Raw genomic sequence first — 14,084 nt, 5'->3', positions numbered from 1 at the left:
TGGCCAGATGCAAACGAGCGACGATTCCAATCGAACTCACCCTGCGTTTTCACGTGTGTTTGCGCCTGGCCATCTTACGTTTGGGCTGATCGCGCCGCTGGAAGGGTATCCCGATCGCATGGCACCGACCATGCAAGATCATGTCGATCTGGCGCGCCAAGCCGACATCGCGGGTTTCTCCGCGATATGGCTGCGCGACGTGCCCTTGCTGGACCCTGAGTTCGGGGACGCGGGGCAGATGTTCGATCCGCTGGTGTACGCCGCTCACTTAGGCGTGGTTACTCAACGTATCTGCATCGGCACTGCCGGCGTGGTGTTGACGTTGCGCGATCCCTTGATGGTTGCCAAGCAAGCCGCGACCCTTGATGTGTTACTGCAGGGGCGCTTTCTCCTCGGGCTCTCAACGGGTGATCGGCCCAGCGAATACCCAGCGTTCAGCCGGGCGTTCGACAATCGTGCGGAGCGTTTCAGGGAGGGTTGCGAAGTCCTGCGTATAGCGACCCAACAGGCGTTTCCCACGTACGAGTTTTGCCACTATGGCAGGCTCGACGGCACCCTGGATTTGCTTCCAAAGCCCTGGTCTACGGCAATGCCGATGCTTGCCGTTGGCCGTTGTGGTCAAGACATGAAGTGGTTGGCGTCGAATATGGATGGATGGCTCTGGCACCAGAGTGACTTTGGCAGCCTGCCCAATTTGATTGAGCAGTGGCGGTCTTGTTCTGCGCCAGGAACGTTCAAGCCATATGGTTATGCGACATTCTTCAATCTGGAAGAAAATCCCGACGCTCCGTTGAAGGTGGGGCGAGGCATAAGCACCGGACGCAATGCGCTTATTGATTTGTGGGAGCGACAACAAGCGCAAGGTGTTTCACATGTCGCCTTGAACCTGAAGCCGTTACGTCGCCCTGCCAAAGATGTCTTACAGGAGCTAGCAGAATATGTGCTGCCGCATTTTCCAGCCCAGGGAGCAAACCTTGTCTGAACAAAACGCGCCGTCAGCTCAGGACTTGTTGAATCAAGGCATGGTTGTCCCACGCAGTCCGCTACGTATGTGGCTGGCGGGTTGGATGGTGGTGTCGGTGTTTATTCTGTCCAATACCGCGACCCCGCTCTATGTCGTGTGGCAGGGGCAACTCGGGTTTGCATCTTCGACCCTCACGTTAATATTCGCGGCCTATATCCTGGGGCTATTGCTCAGTTTGCTGGTTGCCGGGCAAGTCTCTGACCGCTACGGTCGCAGGGTGGTACTGCTGCCTGGCCTGGTCTGCGCGATGTCGGCTGCATGGTTATTCAAGTCCGCCGAATCGGTGGAGAGTTTGCTGTTCGCAAGGCTGCTTACAGGTATTGCCGTAGGGATCATTGTCTCGGCGGGGATGGCAAGTGTGGTGGATCAAGGAGGTCTAACGCGGCGAAGGTTAGCTTCGTTAGTGGCCTCGATGTCAATGGTGCTGGGAGCAGGTCTCGGGCCCTTGCTGGCTGGCAGCTTTGCCACGTTTGCAAGTCAGCCGATCGAAAAGGTGTTTACCTTGGAGCTTGGGATACTTGCACTCGCTTTCCTGATCGCCTGGACGATGCCAGACGAAGCCAATAAGGCCCTGCCAAGAGGCCATGCAAAATGGAGGTTCCCTTCGGTCGAGCGACATCATCGCCTTCACATACTGTTAGGGATCGCGCTGTTCGGTCCTGGTATTACAGCGACCTCATTTGTCTTGTCGTTAGGGCCATCGCTATTGGCAAGTCTGCTTAACATCAAGACGCCGCTGATGGCAGGAGCCACTGCGTTTCTAATGTTCATCTCGGCTTTCGTCGTCCAGATGGCGCTGCGCCGACGCACTGTGGAACATATCTTCTATTTCAGCGCCACTGCGACCTTCTTCTCGATGCTGGGTATCTGCACTGCGATAGCGATTTCCTCTCCCGTCGTCCTGATTATCGCCGCCTTGCTAGCGGGTGCGGGTCAGGGGCTGGGGCAGTTGGGAGGTTTGACGTTAATCGCGTTAAGGATATCGGACAACAAGCGAGCGCAGGCTAACGCATTGCTCAATATGGGGGGCTATGTCCCTGCAGGTCTGCTGCCTGTAGCAACAGGTTTCCTGATCGATCGAACTGACTTGGCCTTCGGCGCTTATACGCTGGCGGGTCTGCTCGCTAGCTGTGCCCTGCTCGCCGCCTGGTTTGTTGCGAGAAATAAGCAAGAAGTTCACCACTACTGACGACCTGGGAGGTCATCATGCGCACGACAAAGTCCACCCCTGTAAAACCTAATCCAATGCGTGTCAGTCGTAACAAGATGCAACTAGGGGTATTTTCTACGAACACCGAGGGCGGCTGTACTGTGACGAATGCGCCCGAGCGGATTCGCGGGGATGACTGGGCGGGCAATCTGGAAATTGCAAAAGACGCGGACCGGGCAGGGTTTGAAGCGTTCATTCCGGTAGGCCGTTGGAAAGGCTTTGGTGGTGCCAACAACACCGGTGGTGTGTGTTACGAAACTTACACTTGGGCGGCGGGCATTGCCGCATTGACCGATCAGATCGCAGTGTTCACCACCTCGCACTTACCCACTGTGCACCCTCTGTTTGCCGCCAAACAGGCGGTTACGATTGACCACATCAGCGGCGGACGATTTGGCCTGAATATTTTGTGTGGCTGGTACGGCGCTGAGATGAGGATGTTCAGCGGTCACATGATGGAACACGACAAGCGATATGACTACGCTGAGGAATGGTTGCACATCGCGCAGAACGCCTGGCAGCAGCAGACGCCTTTTGATTTCAAAGGTGAGTACTTCACGATCTGCGACGCGATCTCCCAGCCACAGCCACTCAACAAGCCCTACCTCATCAACGCTGGCGGCTCCCCACGTGGAAAAAGGTTTTGTGCAGAACATTGTGATGCGGCGTTCTTGATCATCAAGCACTTGGATGGCGAAACGGCGGTGCGTGAACAGATCGCGTCCTACAAGGACCTGGCCAAAAATGAGTTCGGCAGAGACCTCAAGATCTGGTGCTATGGCTACGTTGTTCAAAAAGACACTCAGAAAGAAGCCGAGGCGTACCTGGATTATTACGCCAACCAAATGGGCGACGATGAAGGATGCGACATCATCACGACCGAGTTGGGCATTCAGACCGGGATTTTCACTCCCGAGGATGCGGTTCGGTTCCGTTTCCACTTCAAGGCCGGTTTTGCCGGCGTACCGTTAGTGGGCACGCCAGAACAGATTGTAGAGCTCTTCAAGAAATATTCAGACTGGGGCATTGATGGCATTGCGCTCACCTGGTTGGACTACCACCAAGGCATCAAGGACTTCGTATCGGGCGTTCAACCGCTCATGGAAGCGGCAGGTTTGCGCGAGCCGTTCCTCAGTGATGCATCGCCCGTGCTCAACGAGGCGCGCGAAGCTGTGGAAATGGTGTGATCGCTGGCCCCCAGGCGAATGCACCTGGGGGCCCAACTCCCATTTAGAGCTCCAACATTTTCTGCGGATTGGCAAGGGTCACTTGCACGCGGCGAGCGTTATCCAGCTCAAACGTATCAAACCACCTCTGGCTTTGTTCGAGCCAGTCGTTGACGTCCATCTGGCTCGTTTGGCCCAAATCTGAGCTGTAGACAACATTGGGGACGGTCGATAGCACCTCGCGAAAGTCGTCTTCTTGTTGATAGCCTAAAAGATAGGTGAGTGCGGTCTGCTCAATGAATACGTTAGGAGCCGTGGCGATCTCCAAAAGCTCGGCAGCCTTCAAATCAGTCAATGGATTGGCCGGCTGGTTGAGCATCAGGCGCGGTACGCCCAATCGAACCGATTCATCTACCAGAGCACGTACCTCGCGAGCGTCAGCGTGGCCGGTAGAAATGACCAGGGGGTAATCACACGCCATCTTGAGTATGTCCAGGGCCTGGGGCGTCAAGCGCCCGGCGTCTGTTGTGACGCGCAGAGGCTTGATGGGTTTACTTACCAACAATGGATGGCTGACATTTCGCGCGAGGGTACTGGTGTGCTTTCGTCCTGTCACCGTCGGGAAGTGCACAATGAAGCGTCCCGGTTCGTCGCCGCGCATACAAAGGCTTCGCTCCACTACCCTGAAGTCCACACCGCCTGCAATCTCATTCAAAACCAAGGAACCACTGACAGGGAAACCCTGTGAGCGCGCTTCCCAGGCCTGTGCGGCAGTGCAGCCCAAGTGGTTTTTCAATACCACCCGGCCGTTGGCCGCTGCGTACAGTTTTCCGGCATCTATTGCGCCGTGGCGGCGAACGAACGCGTCCGGGTTCGCGTGGTAGTGCAGGTCGATAAAGTTCGGGGAATGGCTGGTGTCTTTGAGCGCGTTCATGCCGCGTGTTCCGAGCGAGGTATAAGAAAAGTGTCGATAGCGTTCACAACCGAATCGAGATCGTCAGCCAACGGCCGCATGCCTCCCGCTCTTATGCACAGTGTGTGTTGGTGGGTTCCAGAGGTGCGTACCACGTGCGGTTGGCTGACAAGTTGGGAGCGCTCGCCAAAAACGCTCAGAACCCTTCCTTGGTATGCCAGCAGACTGTGACTGAGATCGATACCGGCTAACAACCCAAAACCACCTGAGAGGCGCTGCCCCTGTATTTCAAGATGAACACTGTTTTGGGTTTCTGGACTTTGCTGGGGGTGTTTGCCTTCGGGTAGGACGAGTGCATCCAGCAGGCGCTTGGCCTCTTCAACGTGGCCAAGCCGGGCAAGTTCCGCCATTCTTCCAAGCCTGGCATCCAATATAGCGTCGGCTTTGGCTGGGGAAGAGAGCAGCAACAGAGCCGCCGTTGACGCAAGCGAGGAGGTACGCACCAGTTCCAGCGCCAGCGCGCCGCCCAAGGCGACACCGACAAGCACGTCGGGTATGCCCCAGGGTTGCAGCAACTCAGCCCAGCGCTCACTGAAAGTGTTCAGCGTCTCACCGCAGGCAACGGGTAGCGAGAGCGAATCAAACACCACTACCCGATAGCCTGCGCTGAGAAAATGGCCTGTCAGCGGCGCGATAAAGGCGCCCTCGTCCCATGTGGGCATGACGGGTGAAAGTACAAAAACGCACTGTTTTCCTTGCCCATACACTTTGAATTGCACGTCCTGGTTCATTGTTTCGCTCCTGCAGAAATAACAAAGCCTACTTTTACAAGCAGGCCGGTTGTGCCCCGTGAGTCCGTTTAGAGGGTGCGTCCAAGCTTGGCGACAGTATCGGCATAGCCCTTGAGGGTGGCCTCGACTATCGAGCGTGCCGGCTGTACGTCCTTGATCAGATCGGCCACCTCGCCTGCCCAGATCGCTTTAGTCCCTACGTCGTCTGTTGCCAGTGCCCGTTCGTACTGGGGCCGCAACTCATCAAGGGCCAGCGAGAACGCCTGCTCGTTACCAACCCACGACTCGGAAAACTGGTTCGCGATCGCCCGACCGCTGTACTCTGCGGGCCAAGATATTCCGCGCACATCATCAAAGATGCGAGTTCTGACGGTGTCGCTTGCGACGGCGTGGAGCAGCCTGTTTTTCACACGCTCAGAGGGAAGCGCTTCGTCGCAGGCCAGGAATCGCGTCCCCATCATTACCCCGTCCATTCCGAGAGCCATGGCGGCGGCCATTCCTCGGCCATCAGCTATCCCACCTGTTCCGATCAGGATTACGCTCTCGCCCACGGCATCGCGAACTGCCGGGAACAAAGGCATGGAGGATCTGCGCAAGCTGTGCCCCCCAGCTTCTGCACCCTGCACGATCAATGCATCGGCGCCGGCGTCGAGAGCGTATAACGCCTGGTCAACGTCATGTACTTGCACGATGACTTTGGCGTTCGCTTGATGAATGGGCTCGATAAATGGACGAGCGTCACCAAAGGACAGCGCTACAACCTGCGGGCCGAACTCCAGTGCCAAATGCAGTAGCTCGAAACGCTTCGCCACCGTGAACATGACCAGCCCGACGCCCCAGGGTTTGTTCAAATCCTGCATGAGCGACAACTGTTGAACCATCCAGTCAGGATCTCCGTAGCTTGCTCCGACCAGGCCTAGCCCCCCTGCGTTTGAAACGGCGGCTGCCAGGTGTCCTCCTGATGCACCTCCCATCGGTGCGAGGACCAGTGGGTGCTGGATGCCCAAGAAGGTTGTCAATGCTGAACGGATTGCGGCCATAACTTCTTCCTTGATCGAATATTGAATAGGCTTGGGTATTGCGCAGCGCCAAGCGCTGCGCATGCGATTGCAGTTAGCCGACAGTTTCGCGGGCGGTGGCAGGGGTGATGTAGGTGGCGACGGTGTACAAGTGATATTCCCAGGTACCGGTTTCTTTCAAGCGCGAATAACGTGATAAAAACTCTTCGTCGATGAAAAGCGATTCGAACTGCCCACGATCGCTCCACTGAGCCTGGTTGATGACCGTCTTGCCGTCTGTGCTCTTCATCAAACGGCTCCACTGAAAGGCACTGTACGTTCGCGCAACATAGTTGACCGTGTCCTCCAGTATTTCCACTGCGAGGTCCTGCGCGCCTTCTTCAACATGCACCACATTCACGAGATAAATCGCGGTGTCATCCGAAACAGATTGAGGATCAAACAATTCCATTTTCATGATTATCTTCCAATAGTGAAAAACGAGTGTTCAAGGCATTACGGGTATCGAACCTGTGGGTTTCCCGTCCTGCCAGAGCAGTGGAGTGATGTCTTGCGCCACGACAAGGTCGTCGACGTGCCCGATGATTATTTCGTGGGTTCCATGGCTCATGCGTTGGGCAACGGTGCAGAAAAGAGAAGCCTGGGCACTGGGCAGATACGGTAGGCCGTTGGAGTGTTGCCAGTCGGCTGTCTCGAACCGGGCAGGGCCGGTGACTGCGCCACCAAAAACCTTCACCAAGTCTTCTTGGCCAACCCGAAGCAAGTTCACCGAAAACCTTCCATGACCAATCAGAGGCCTGTACATGCTTGCCCCGTGATTGATGCAGACAAGGATGGAGGAAGGGTCTGTACACACCGACGTTACGGCGGTTGCAGCCATCCCAAAAGGTGCGCCCTCATGTTCAGTCGCAATAAGAGTGACCGTGGAGGTCAGGCGACGCATCGCTTTCTTGAACTCTTGAGTGACTGAACCCTTGTCTGTGAAGCAGTGCGGTTTCAACGGCGCGCTCAAGACCCTGGCGCTGGCGGACAGCTCATGCGAAAGGCTCATTGGGCTAACTCCGCTTCTACCTTCTGAGCAGCACCCAACCAAGGCTGGTCGTAGCGGTAGGTCTTGCGAGCCTCCTCTAATGAGGCCCCCGCGGTTATCGCTCCGATAATCTGGCGTTCGGTGTGTTCTACGGCACGCGCACGGCGAATAACTTCGGCCGCTATATGCTGCGCAATGACAAGGCAGCCGCTGCCATCGCAGACCAGCAGGTCTCCAGGATTGACGGTGACGCCACCGATCTCAAGCGAGACCTGCACCGCTTTGAGCTGAGTCCGGTTTTTTGCGGACTGCATGAACCGTCCGCGGCTGAACAGGGGATACCCCAGCTTGACGACGGTATCGATATCCCTGGCCACTCCATCAATTACAGTGCCTTTTATGCCTCGGGCCACGGCGAAGTGCGTCATGATATCGCCCCAGACCGTGCAGTCTTGGCGCCCCGCATTGGAGCTGACGATCACGGCTCCAGGCGGGACCTGATCAATATAATTGGCCGCATTTTTGAACCCATGAGAATCTCCGACCGGCTCATACTGCACGGTAAAAGCAATGCCCACGCAGCGACTACCAGGAACTTGGGTGGTGATGCCCAGAAGGCCGCCAGAAACGCCAAGGCTGTCCAGGGCATCGGACAGTGACGCGGTATCCAATTGTTCGCATTCGTCCAGCAATGCTTGAGAGAGTTGGACCGATTCAAAGAGCTTGGGCATGTGTTGCTCCTTGGGGTGAGGTTGAAACGCAAGGTTGCGCCCAGTTCAGCGCGGCCATGGAAACGCATTCGCCAATAATGGCTTCGCCAACCTGCGCGGTGGAGTGCGAACCGCCCATGTCATAGGTGCGCACGCTTGAACGCGCCACCCGGCTGACCGCCGCCGTCACGTATTGTGCTTCCTGCGGATAACCCAGATGCTCGAGCATCAGAGCGATGGTCATGAACATCGCGCTGGGATTGGCTTTGTTGAGCCCTGCATGGGCCGGAGCGCTGCCGTGAACCGGCTCGAAATATGCGCCCAGCTTTCCGAAGTTCCCACTCGGGGCGAAACCCAGGCCACCCATGACGCCGGCGCCGAGATCAGAAAGGATATCGCCGAACATATTCTCAGCCACTACAACGGAGAAACGCTCCGGGCGTTGCACCATCCAAAGCGCTACTGCGTCCACGTTCTCGATTACGCCCTCAATGCCGGGGTATCCCTGGGCGACACTTTCAAATACACCTCGAGTGAAAGCGCTGCTGTGACGAAGTACCATGGGTTTGTCTACGAAGGTGACCCGGTCGAATCCATGCCGGGACGCATAGTCAAATGCGTACTCAAAGATGCGCTCAAGCCCGCTGCGCGTTTGCAGGCGCACGGAAATGGTCGCGTCCTCCTGCCCTTCACGACGCCATGGCGCGCCCAATGCTTCCCGCTCTTGCAGCAAGGGCAGGAATTGATCAGGTATCCGTCCATAATCCAGACCGGCGTACAGCCCTTCAGTGTTTTCCCGGATGACGACAAAACGGAATCGATTTTCGCCCGTGATGTCAGTGACCGGCCGCACGTTTGCGTAAAGATCCAGGTTTTGCCTTAGCTGGATCACCGGGCTTACATAGCGGCGGTTCTGCCCCTGAAGATGAGGGGGCAGCTCTGCTTCTGTTTCGGCAAGGGGTTTGCTAGTGATGGCGCCTAACAAGGTGGCGTCGCACTGATTGATCTTTTCCCAGGTCTCATCCGGAACGGTATTGCCCTCCCGCTTCCAGCATTCCCAACCGATGTCCCCGAACTCGAGATCGAACGGCAGGTTCAAGGCCTTAAGGACTGGCAGTGCGGCCTCCATGACTTCGATGCCAATACCGTCACCGGGAAGCACACAAATACGCTTGCGTTTGAGGTAGTCGCTCATCCAGCTATCTCCTGTGCGGTCATGGTGTCGCGACCGTAAACATTCGCGATGGCTCTGGGTGCAAGGCGTGCGACCTGATCCTGTTGATGCATGATTTCAAGAGCACGATACTCGGACGTCAGTTGAAAGCGCTCGACGGTTTCTCGCATGCGTTTTGTACTGTCGAATGGGAAGTTGTACGCCCCCATAATGATGTCCAGCAGAGGGCTTGGGATGTTGTTGAATGGGATAGACGCCGCGGTCAGATTCGAAAGTTCAAGAACCTTGACGAGGTCAAATCCATGATTAGTGCCAATGCGCTCGAGATAGGCGACGAGCATGCTCAAGTGCAAGTTGCCGGCGCCTTTTCCCATCCCACAGATGGACGTGTCGATGTACTCGGCGCCCGATTCGATGGCAGCGGCTGCGTTAGCCAGAGCCATTGAAAGATTGTTATGGGCGTGGAAACCCAATGGCACTGCCAGTCGGTTGGAGAGACGACTGATCAGTCGATCAACATCGCTTGGGAGCATGTGCCCATTAGAGTCTGCGAAACAGATGATGTCTGCGCCAGCGCCCTCAGCGCGCACCGAGGTGTCAATGACGGCACTGAGCGTTTGTGCCGTCACATGGGTGACATTTGCACTAACGCTGAAACCGTAATCGCGAGCGAGTGAAAGCGTGGCAAGCCCTTCGGTCAACTGCTCTCGGCGTAAGCAGACTCGGATCATCGAGATGCCCTGCTCCTTGAGCATGGCGAAATCCTCGTTACCCACGTTTTTAGGGTGGACCATCACCGCAAGCTCGATTCGGCCAGCGCCAGCCTGGCGAACGCGCTCAATAAAATCAGCATTTATATTGCTCGTCAGTCCGTGCTCAACTTTGGGCGCGAACGACCCCCTGCAATAACCAACCTCACATACATTAATCCCGGCCTCTGCCAAGCTTGATGTTATTACCAGGGCCTGTTCGTCCGTGAAGTTGAAATTATTGCGATATCCTCCGTCACGCAGCGTGACGTCCACAACTTTTACTTTCCCCATGATAATTTCTCCTGCGGTTGATGGCAGTTAAGAGGTGGGCACACATTTGACCGAAGGTAGTTAATCCCCCTTTATATTTTTTGTAGGGGTTGACCTTCGCTGGGTATATAGAGCCAGCCGAAACTCATTGCAGTTCGGTCTTGCAAACACCTGTTGAGGTGTTCGGTATTGATCCTCGTCAATACGTGTAATTTTGTAAACGTGCGTTAATCACCGGTGCCTGTGAATTTTTTCCCATACTGGATCAATGCCGACTGACACAGGGCGCTTGATCAGCTTGTTACCTTTAATCGTTGTCGTAGAAGCAGGCCTCAACGTAATTCATGGCGGCCTGGATTGAGGGGATCGCACGGAAGTCTTCGTGCACCCCTAGCCAGACGTCCACCATCAACGGGTCTGCAAGCTCAAGCCGGCAAAGCTGTGAGCTATGTTGCACTGCGAAGCTGGGCAGCAGCGCAATGCCCACGCCGGCCTCGGCTGCCCGGACCTGCAACTCGACCGTTTTCGCTTTGAGGACGCATGGACGATCCCCGACAATTTTTTTTAGCCAGTCATTTTGAGGAAGTGTCATGGCTTCGGCTTCGTAGCCGATGAACTCATATTGCTCGGGGGAGCGGTCTTGGAGATAGGTCTTGGCGCCATAGAATGAAAAGGAGGCTGAACCTATCCGCCGCGCGACAATTCCAATTTGGCGAGGCTTGGCGAAGCGAATGCACAGATGTGTCTGGCACTTGGACAGAGATGAATACTGGCTATCGCCTAGAAGACGCAAAACTATGTTCGGATGCGTTGACCGGAAACGTCCCAGGCTGGGGATCAGTTTCTCGGAGGTAACGGAAGGCGGGGCGCTGACCGTCACCTCGACAACTTGCTGGGTTTGCGCGGCTGCGACAGCCAGGCGTTCAATCGCCTCCGTTTGAGTCTCGATCTGTTTTCCCAGGTCTGCGAGTTTGCGCCCGACCGTTGTAAGTTCGTACAGGCGCTTTCTACGATCAACTAATTTTACGCTGAGTGATTTTTCAAGCGCCGCAATACGTCGAGACACGGTAGCATGCTCGACGCCCAAGACACGCGCCGCTCCACTCAAGGAGTTCACTTGGGAGAACGCCACGAAGTAACGAAGGTCTTCCCAGTTTAAATGTGCTGTTTGACAGGATATAGCTGGCTCTGCATTCGACGCGATTCTATTCCTGGATGCTATATTCATTTAATATTTCCTTATATCAATAGCAACGGTAAAAAAATGTCGGGCACAACCGACGGCGTAGTAATTATCCAGTCAGGCTCAATGCTGGATAAGTCCTATTTGGATCCAATGTGGAAACTGAATCGCATCGATGTTATGTGTTTGCGCAGGGCCTATGTGCGTCGCAAATGTCAGATCACAAAGGACAAAACTGTCCGATATTTTGGTGACTCGCGTTGTGTTTTTTTGGTAGGGAGAGGGCGATGCAATTGGCAGATGTGGAGCGGCGATAGGAGGTTATCGCGTCATCGGGGTGCGCTGAAGTGTAGTGCTTAATTTCCAAACCGCAGAAACCACAAAGCCCCGCATTGCGGGGCTTCGAGATATGGTGCCGGCACCAGGAGTCGAACCCGGGACCTACTGATTACAAGTCAGTTGCTCTACCAACTGAGCTATACCGGCGTGTTAGGGCGACGATTATAGCGATTGGAAAGGTTCTGTAAACCCCTGAATTCTGACTATTTTTGCAAAATCGGAAGTTTCTCGCGATTAGGGCGTTTTCCCCGTGTCTTCACAGGTTGAAAAGGACTTGCATAGTTCGGGCCCAGCTCCAGGCAGCAGACGAACGCCGATAGGTTCAAGCATCGCTTGGGCAGACCTCCCTCGTAACCTGATACCCGCTGCCGAACACGCCAAAACAACCCCCATAAGGCGCCCGTTATGCGCCTGGCGTCGGATGCTTATGCACAATCGGTTGGTAACAGCTGTCACGAAACAGCCATTTTGTGCAGCAGTTCTCAACACGCTGCAACTGCCTGTTTTGTGTGCACTTTATTTTGTGAACAAAAAATGACCAGATTGGCTTTTGGCGTGAAGGGCCGGTATCTACGGCCTCTGTAAAGAATTCATCAACAGAGTTATCCACAGGGCGTGTGTAGGATTTTTTGCCCTTTATTGGCGCTCGGCCAGCACCATCAAGTTGCGAGGAGTCAACGACGATTCGCAGAAGCTGCCGACCTCGATGTTGTAGCCCTGGTCCACCATAAACAGGGCCCGATCCAGCACCAACCACAGTTCCAATGGGCGTCGAAACAAGCCTCTCACGAGTTCCAGGTTGCGCACCTCGGCCAGGCGCTGCCAGCCGTGGGCCTCAAGTGCCGGCCAATCCTGTTCGCCTGTGGATAAGCCTTTGAGGCTTGCCAATTCCTGGCAATAGTCGGCAAAGGGTTTGTCCAGCCAACTGGCGGGCAGGGAGGGTGTTGGCAGGTAGTCGTCGCAGCCACGCAGTTGGCGTTGCAGTTGGTCAAAGCCCAGGCGGCGGGCCATGGAGGTGTCTCGTTGTTGGCGTACGCGGTTGCCGGCGGTGACGGTTTCGCTCAGGGGCAGGCCGAGGTCATCAATCGACAGCTGTAGCAGGGAGGCGCGCCCGGCGGCGGAGAGGGCTTGATAGCGGTCGGCGGTGATGCGGTTGTAGCAGCAGGGCGCCAATGCCAGTTGTTTGCAGCCGGCGGCGCTGGCCAGTTGCAGCAGGCGCACATGCAGGTCGCCGCAGGCGTGCAGGGCGACGGGGGTGTGTTCGGGTTGGATCGCCACATCTGCCATTACGTCTTGCAGGTGATGGGTTGCGGGCAGGCCGTGGCGATCGCTCAAGGCTTGGCCGGAGGCGATCAGGGCGGGGTCGTATTCCAGGCAGGTCAGCTGTTGGCCGGATTGCAGCAGGCGCCGGCCGAGGTGGCCTTTGCCGGCGCACCAGTCCAGCCAGTGGGCAGGCGTTTGGGTAAAGCTCAGCGCGGCGCCGAAGGCTTCGATCTGTTGCCATTTGCGCCCGGGCACGTCGACATTCAGGCGATGGCGAGCGGGTTCAAGGGTGTGTGTGGGCAACTTATCCACAGTGCCGAGGCGCAGCGCGTCAGCGGCCAGTTGTGGAAAAGGTGCGGGTGCGGGCAGGTGGTGAGGTTGGTTGTGACTGGCTTCGGCCTCGGCCAGCGAACGCTGGCGCAGCCATTGGGATAACGCGGGGTGCACGGTTTCCCAGGGCAACTGCAACTGGGTAAAGGGCCGTGGTCGCCACAGCCCTTGGTGTTCAGTCAGGAATGCATCCAGCTCCTGGAAGCGTGCCTCAACGTCCTTGGCACGCATCGACGCGCAGCCATTTTTCCAGCAGTTTGAAGCCGCGCACCAGCACGTAGGCCATCAGCAGGTAGAACAGCCCGGCGGCGAAGAAAATCTCGACCGGCAGGTAGGTGCGGGCAATGATGGTGCGCGCCATGCCGGTCAGTTCCAGCAGGGTCACGGTACTGGCCAGGGCGCTGGCCTTGAGCATCAGGATCACTTCGTTGCTGTAGGCCGGCAGGCCGATGCGCGAGGCGCGGGGCAGGATGATGTAGAACAGCGTCTTGGGCTTGGACATGCCCAGGGCGCGCGCCGCTTCGATTTCTCCCTGTGGGATGGCCTGGATCGCTCCGCGCAGGATCTCGGCAATGTAGGCGGCGGTGTGCAGGGTCATAGTGGCGGTGGCGCACCAGAACGGGTCGCGCAGGTACGGCCACATGAAGCTGTTGCGCACGGCATCGAACTGCGCCAGGCCGTAATACACCAAAAACAACTGCACCAGCAGTGGTGTGCCACGGAAGAAGAAAATGTAGGCATAGGGCAGGGCGCTCACGTACCAGCGGCGCGAAGAGCGGGCGATGCCCAGTGGGATCGCCAGCAGCAGGCCAGCGATCACGGCGATTGCCACCAGCTCCAGGGTCAGTGTTGCGCCCTGGGCCAACTTCGGCAGCCACTTGATGATCACGGCCCAGTTCAGGCCCAGGTC

At 56.6% G+C, this 14,084-nt stretch carries 14 protein-coding genes and 1 tRNA gene; 3 read left to right on the top strand and 12 right to left on the bottom strand.

Going from position 1 to position 14,084, the window contains the following annotated elements; genetic code table 11:
- Positions 1–7 precede the first annotated feature (7 nt).
- Genes V8689_RS28250 through V8689_RS28240 form a run of 3 tightly spaced genes read left to right on the top strand, consistent with a single transcriptional unit; the run spans position 8 to position 3,421 of the window.
- Positions 8–982 (top strand): LLM class oxidoreductase, encoded by a 975-nt coding sequence (locus V8689_RS28250; RefSeq protein WP_223816911.1) that lies wholly within the window; start codon positions 8–10, stop codon positions 980–982.
- Complete coding sequence (locus V8689_RS28245) at positions 975–2,213, top strand: MFS transporter (RefSeq protein ID WP_223816912.1); 1,239 nt, start codon at positions 975–977, stop codon at positions 2,211–2,213. Before V8689_RS28250 ends, V8689_RS28245 begins: the two co-directional genes overlap by 8 nt.
- A 17-nt stretch (positions 2,214–2,230) precedes the next feature.
- Complete coding sequence (locus V8689_RS28240; RefSeq protein WP_150073135.1) at positions 2,231–3,421, top strand: LLM class flavin-dependent oxidoreductase; 1,191 nt, start codon at positions 2,231–2,233, stop codon at positions 3,419–3,421.
- 43 nt (positions 3,422–3,464) lie between these two features.
- Here the strand turns inward: V8689_RS28240 and V8689_RS28235 are convergent, their stop codons facing one another.
- The 12 genes from V8689_RS28235 to V8689_RS28180 all read right to left on the bottom strand — a co-directional run bounded on the left by V8689_RS28235 (position 3,465) and on the right by V8689_RS28180 (position 14,075).
- Complete coding sequence (locus V8689_RS28235; RefSeq protein ID WP_044270579.1) at positions 3,465–4,334, bottom strand: DUF6282 family protein; 870 nt, start codon at positions 4,332–4,334, stop codon at positions 3,465–3,467.
- On the bottom strand, positions 4,331–5,104 hold the full coding sequence (locus tag V8689_RS28230; protein ID WP_056782644.1) for a hypothetical protein: 774 nt from the start codon (positions 5,102–5,104) through the stop codon (positions 4,331–4,333). The genes V8689_RS28235 and V8689_RS28230 overlap by 4 nt, the downstream gene beginning before the upstream one ends.
- Before the next feature lie 68 nt (positions 5,105–5,172).
- The gene (locus V8689_RS28225) at positions 5,173–6,144 is read right to left on the bottom strand and encodes an NAD(P)H-dependent flavin oxidoreductase (RefSeq protein ID WP_003187738.1); all 972 of its coding nucleotides are present in this window, start codon (positions 6,142–6,144) and stop codon (positions 5,173–5,175) included.
- Positions 6,145–6,217: 73 nt separating this feature from the next.
- Complete coding sequence (locus V8689_RS28220) at positions 6,218–6,580, bottom strand: hypothetical protein (RefSeq protein WP_003187739.1); 363 nt, start codon at positions 6,578–6,580, stop codon at positions 6,218–6,220.
- Between the two features lie 30 nt (positions 6,581–6,610).
- On the bottom strand, positions 6,611–7,174 hold the full coding sequence (locus V8689_RS28215) for a flavin reductase family protein (RefSeq protein WP_003187740.1): 564 nt from the start codon (positions 7,172–7,174) through the stop codon (positions 6,611–6,613).
- Complete coding sequence (locus tag V8689_RS28210; RefSeq protein ID WP_003187741.1) at positions 7,171–7,884, bottom strand: RraA family protein; 714 nt, start codon at positions 7,882–7,884, stop codon at positions 7,171–7,173. Before V8689_RS28210 ends, V8689_RS28215 begins: the two co-directional genes overlap by 4 nt.
- A complete protein-coding gene (locus V8689_RS28205) occupies positions 7,868–9,058 on the bottom strand; it encodes an isocitrate/isopropylmalate dehydrogenase family protein (RefSeq protein WP_056782645.1) in 1,191 nt (396 codons plus the stop codon). Before V8689_RS28205 ends, V8689_RS28210 begins: the two co-directional genes overlap by 17 nt.
- Positions 9,055–10,080 (bottom strand): nucleoid-structuring protein H-NS, encoded by a 1,026-nt coding sequence (locus V8689_RS28200; RefSeq protein ID WP_056782646.1) that lies wholly within the window; start codon positions 10,078–10,080, stop codon positions 9,055–9,057. The genes V8689_RS28205 and V8689_RS28200 overlap by 4 nt, the downstream gene beginning before the upstream one ends.
- Positions 10,081–10,366: 286 nt before the next feature.
- Positions 10,367–11,287: a LysR family transcriptional regulator gene (locus V8689_RS28195; RefSeq protein ID WP_150073137.1), complete on the bottom strand. Its 921-nt coding sequence runs from the start codon at positions 11,285–11,287 to the stop codon at positions 10,367–10,369.
- Between the two features lie 365 nt (positions 11,288–11,652).
- Positions 11,653–11,728: transfer RNA gene (locus tag V8689_RS28190), tRNA-Thr, on the bottom strand.
- 489 nt (positions 11,729–12,217) lie between these two features.
- The gene (locus V8689_RS28185) at positions 12,218–13,405 is read right to left on the bottom strand and encodes a methyltransferase (RefSeq protein ID WP_056782647.1); all 1,188 of its coding nucleotides are present in this window, start codon (positions 13,403–13,405) and stop codon (positions 12,218–12,220) included.
- Positions 13,386–14,075 carry an ABC transporter permease gene (locus tag V8689_RS28180; protein ID WP_056782880.1) on the bottom strand — a complete coding sequence of 230 codons (690 nt, stop codon included), beginning with the start codon at positions 14,073–14,075 and terminating at the stop codon, positions 13,386–13,388. Before V8689_RS28180 ends, V8689_RS28185 begins: the two co-directional genes overlap by 20 nt.
- Between the last annotated feature and the right edge of the window lie 9 nt (positions 14,076–14,084).

This window comes from Pseudomonas sp. AK181 (assembly GCF_051122975.1).
GTDB classification, from domain to species: domain Bacteria; phylum Pseudomonadota; class Gammaproteobacteria; order Pseudomonadales; family Pseudomonadaceae; genus Aquipseudomonas; species Aquipseudomonas lactis.
The sequence above is the reverse complement of the archived record's forward strand: the minus strand, read 5'-3'. Positions and strand labels throughout refer to the sequence as shown.

Coding starts and splice junctions, on each gene's coding strand:
- V8689_RS28230 (WP_056782644.1), bottom strand. CDS start 5,104: ATGAACCAGGACGTGCAATTCAAAGTGTATGGGCAAGGAAAACAGTGC.
- V8689_RS28185 (WP_056782647.1), bottom strand. CDS start 13,405: ATGCGTGCCAAGGACGTTGAGGCACGCTTCCAGGAGCTGGATGCATTC.
- V8689_RS28240 (WP_150073135.1), top strand. CDS start 2,231: ATGCGCACGACAAAGTCCACCCCTGTAAAACCTAATCCAATGCGTGTC.
- V8689_RS28210 (WP_003187741.1), bottom strand. CDS start 7,884: ATGCCCAAGCTCTTTGAATCGGTCCAACTCTCTCAAGCATTGCTGGAC.
- V8689_RS28215 (WP_003187740.1), bottom strand. CDS start 7,174: ATGAGCCTTTCGCATGAGCTGTCCGCCAGCGCCAGGGTCTTGAGCGCG.
- V8689_RS28205 (WP_056782645.1), bottom strand. CDS start 9,058: ATGAGCGACTACCTCAAACGCAAGCGTATTTGTGTGCTTCCCGGTGAC.
- V8689_RS28200 (WP_056782646.1), bottom strand. CDS start 10,080: ATGGGGAAAGTAAAAGTTGTGGACGTCACGCTGCGTGACGGAGGATAT.
- V8689_RS28250 (WP_223816911.1), top strand. CDS start 8: ATGCAAACGAGCGACGATTCCAATCGAACTCACCCTGCGTTTTCACGT.
- V8689_RS28220 (WP_003187739.1), bottom strand. CDS start 6,580: ATGAAAATGGAATTGTTTGATCCTCAATCTGTTTCGGATGACACCGCG.
- V8689_RS28225 (WP_003187738.1), bottom strand. CDS start 6,144: ATGGCCGCAATCCGTTCAGCATTGACAACCTTCTTGGGCATCCAGCAC.
- V8689_RS28235 (WP_044270579.1), bottom strand. CDS start 4,334: ATGAACGCGCTCAAAGACACCAGCCATTCCCCGAACTTTATCGACCTG.
- V8689_RS28195 (WP_150073137.1), bottom strand. CDS start 11,287: ATGAATATAGCATCCAGGAATAGAATCGCGTCGAATGCAGAGCCAGCT.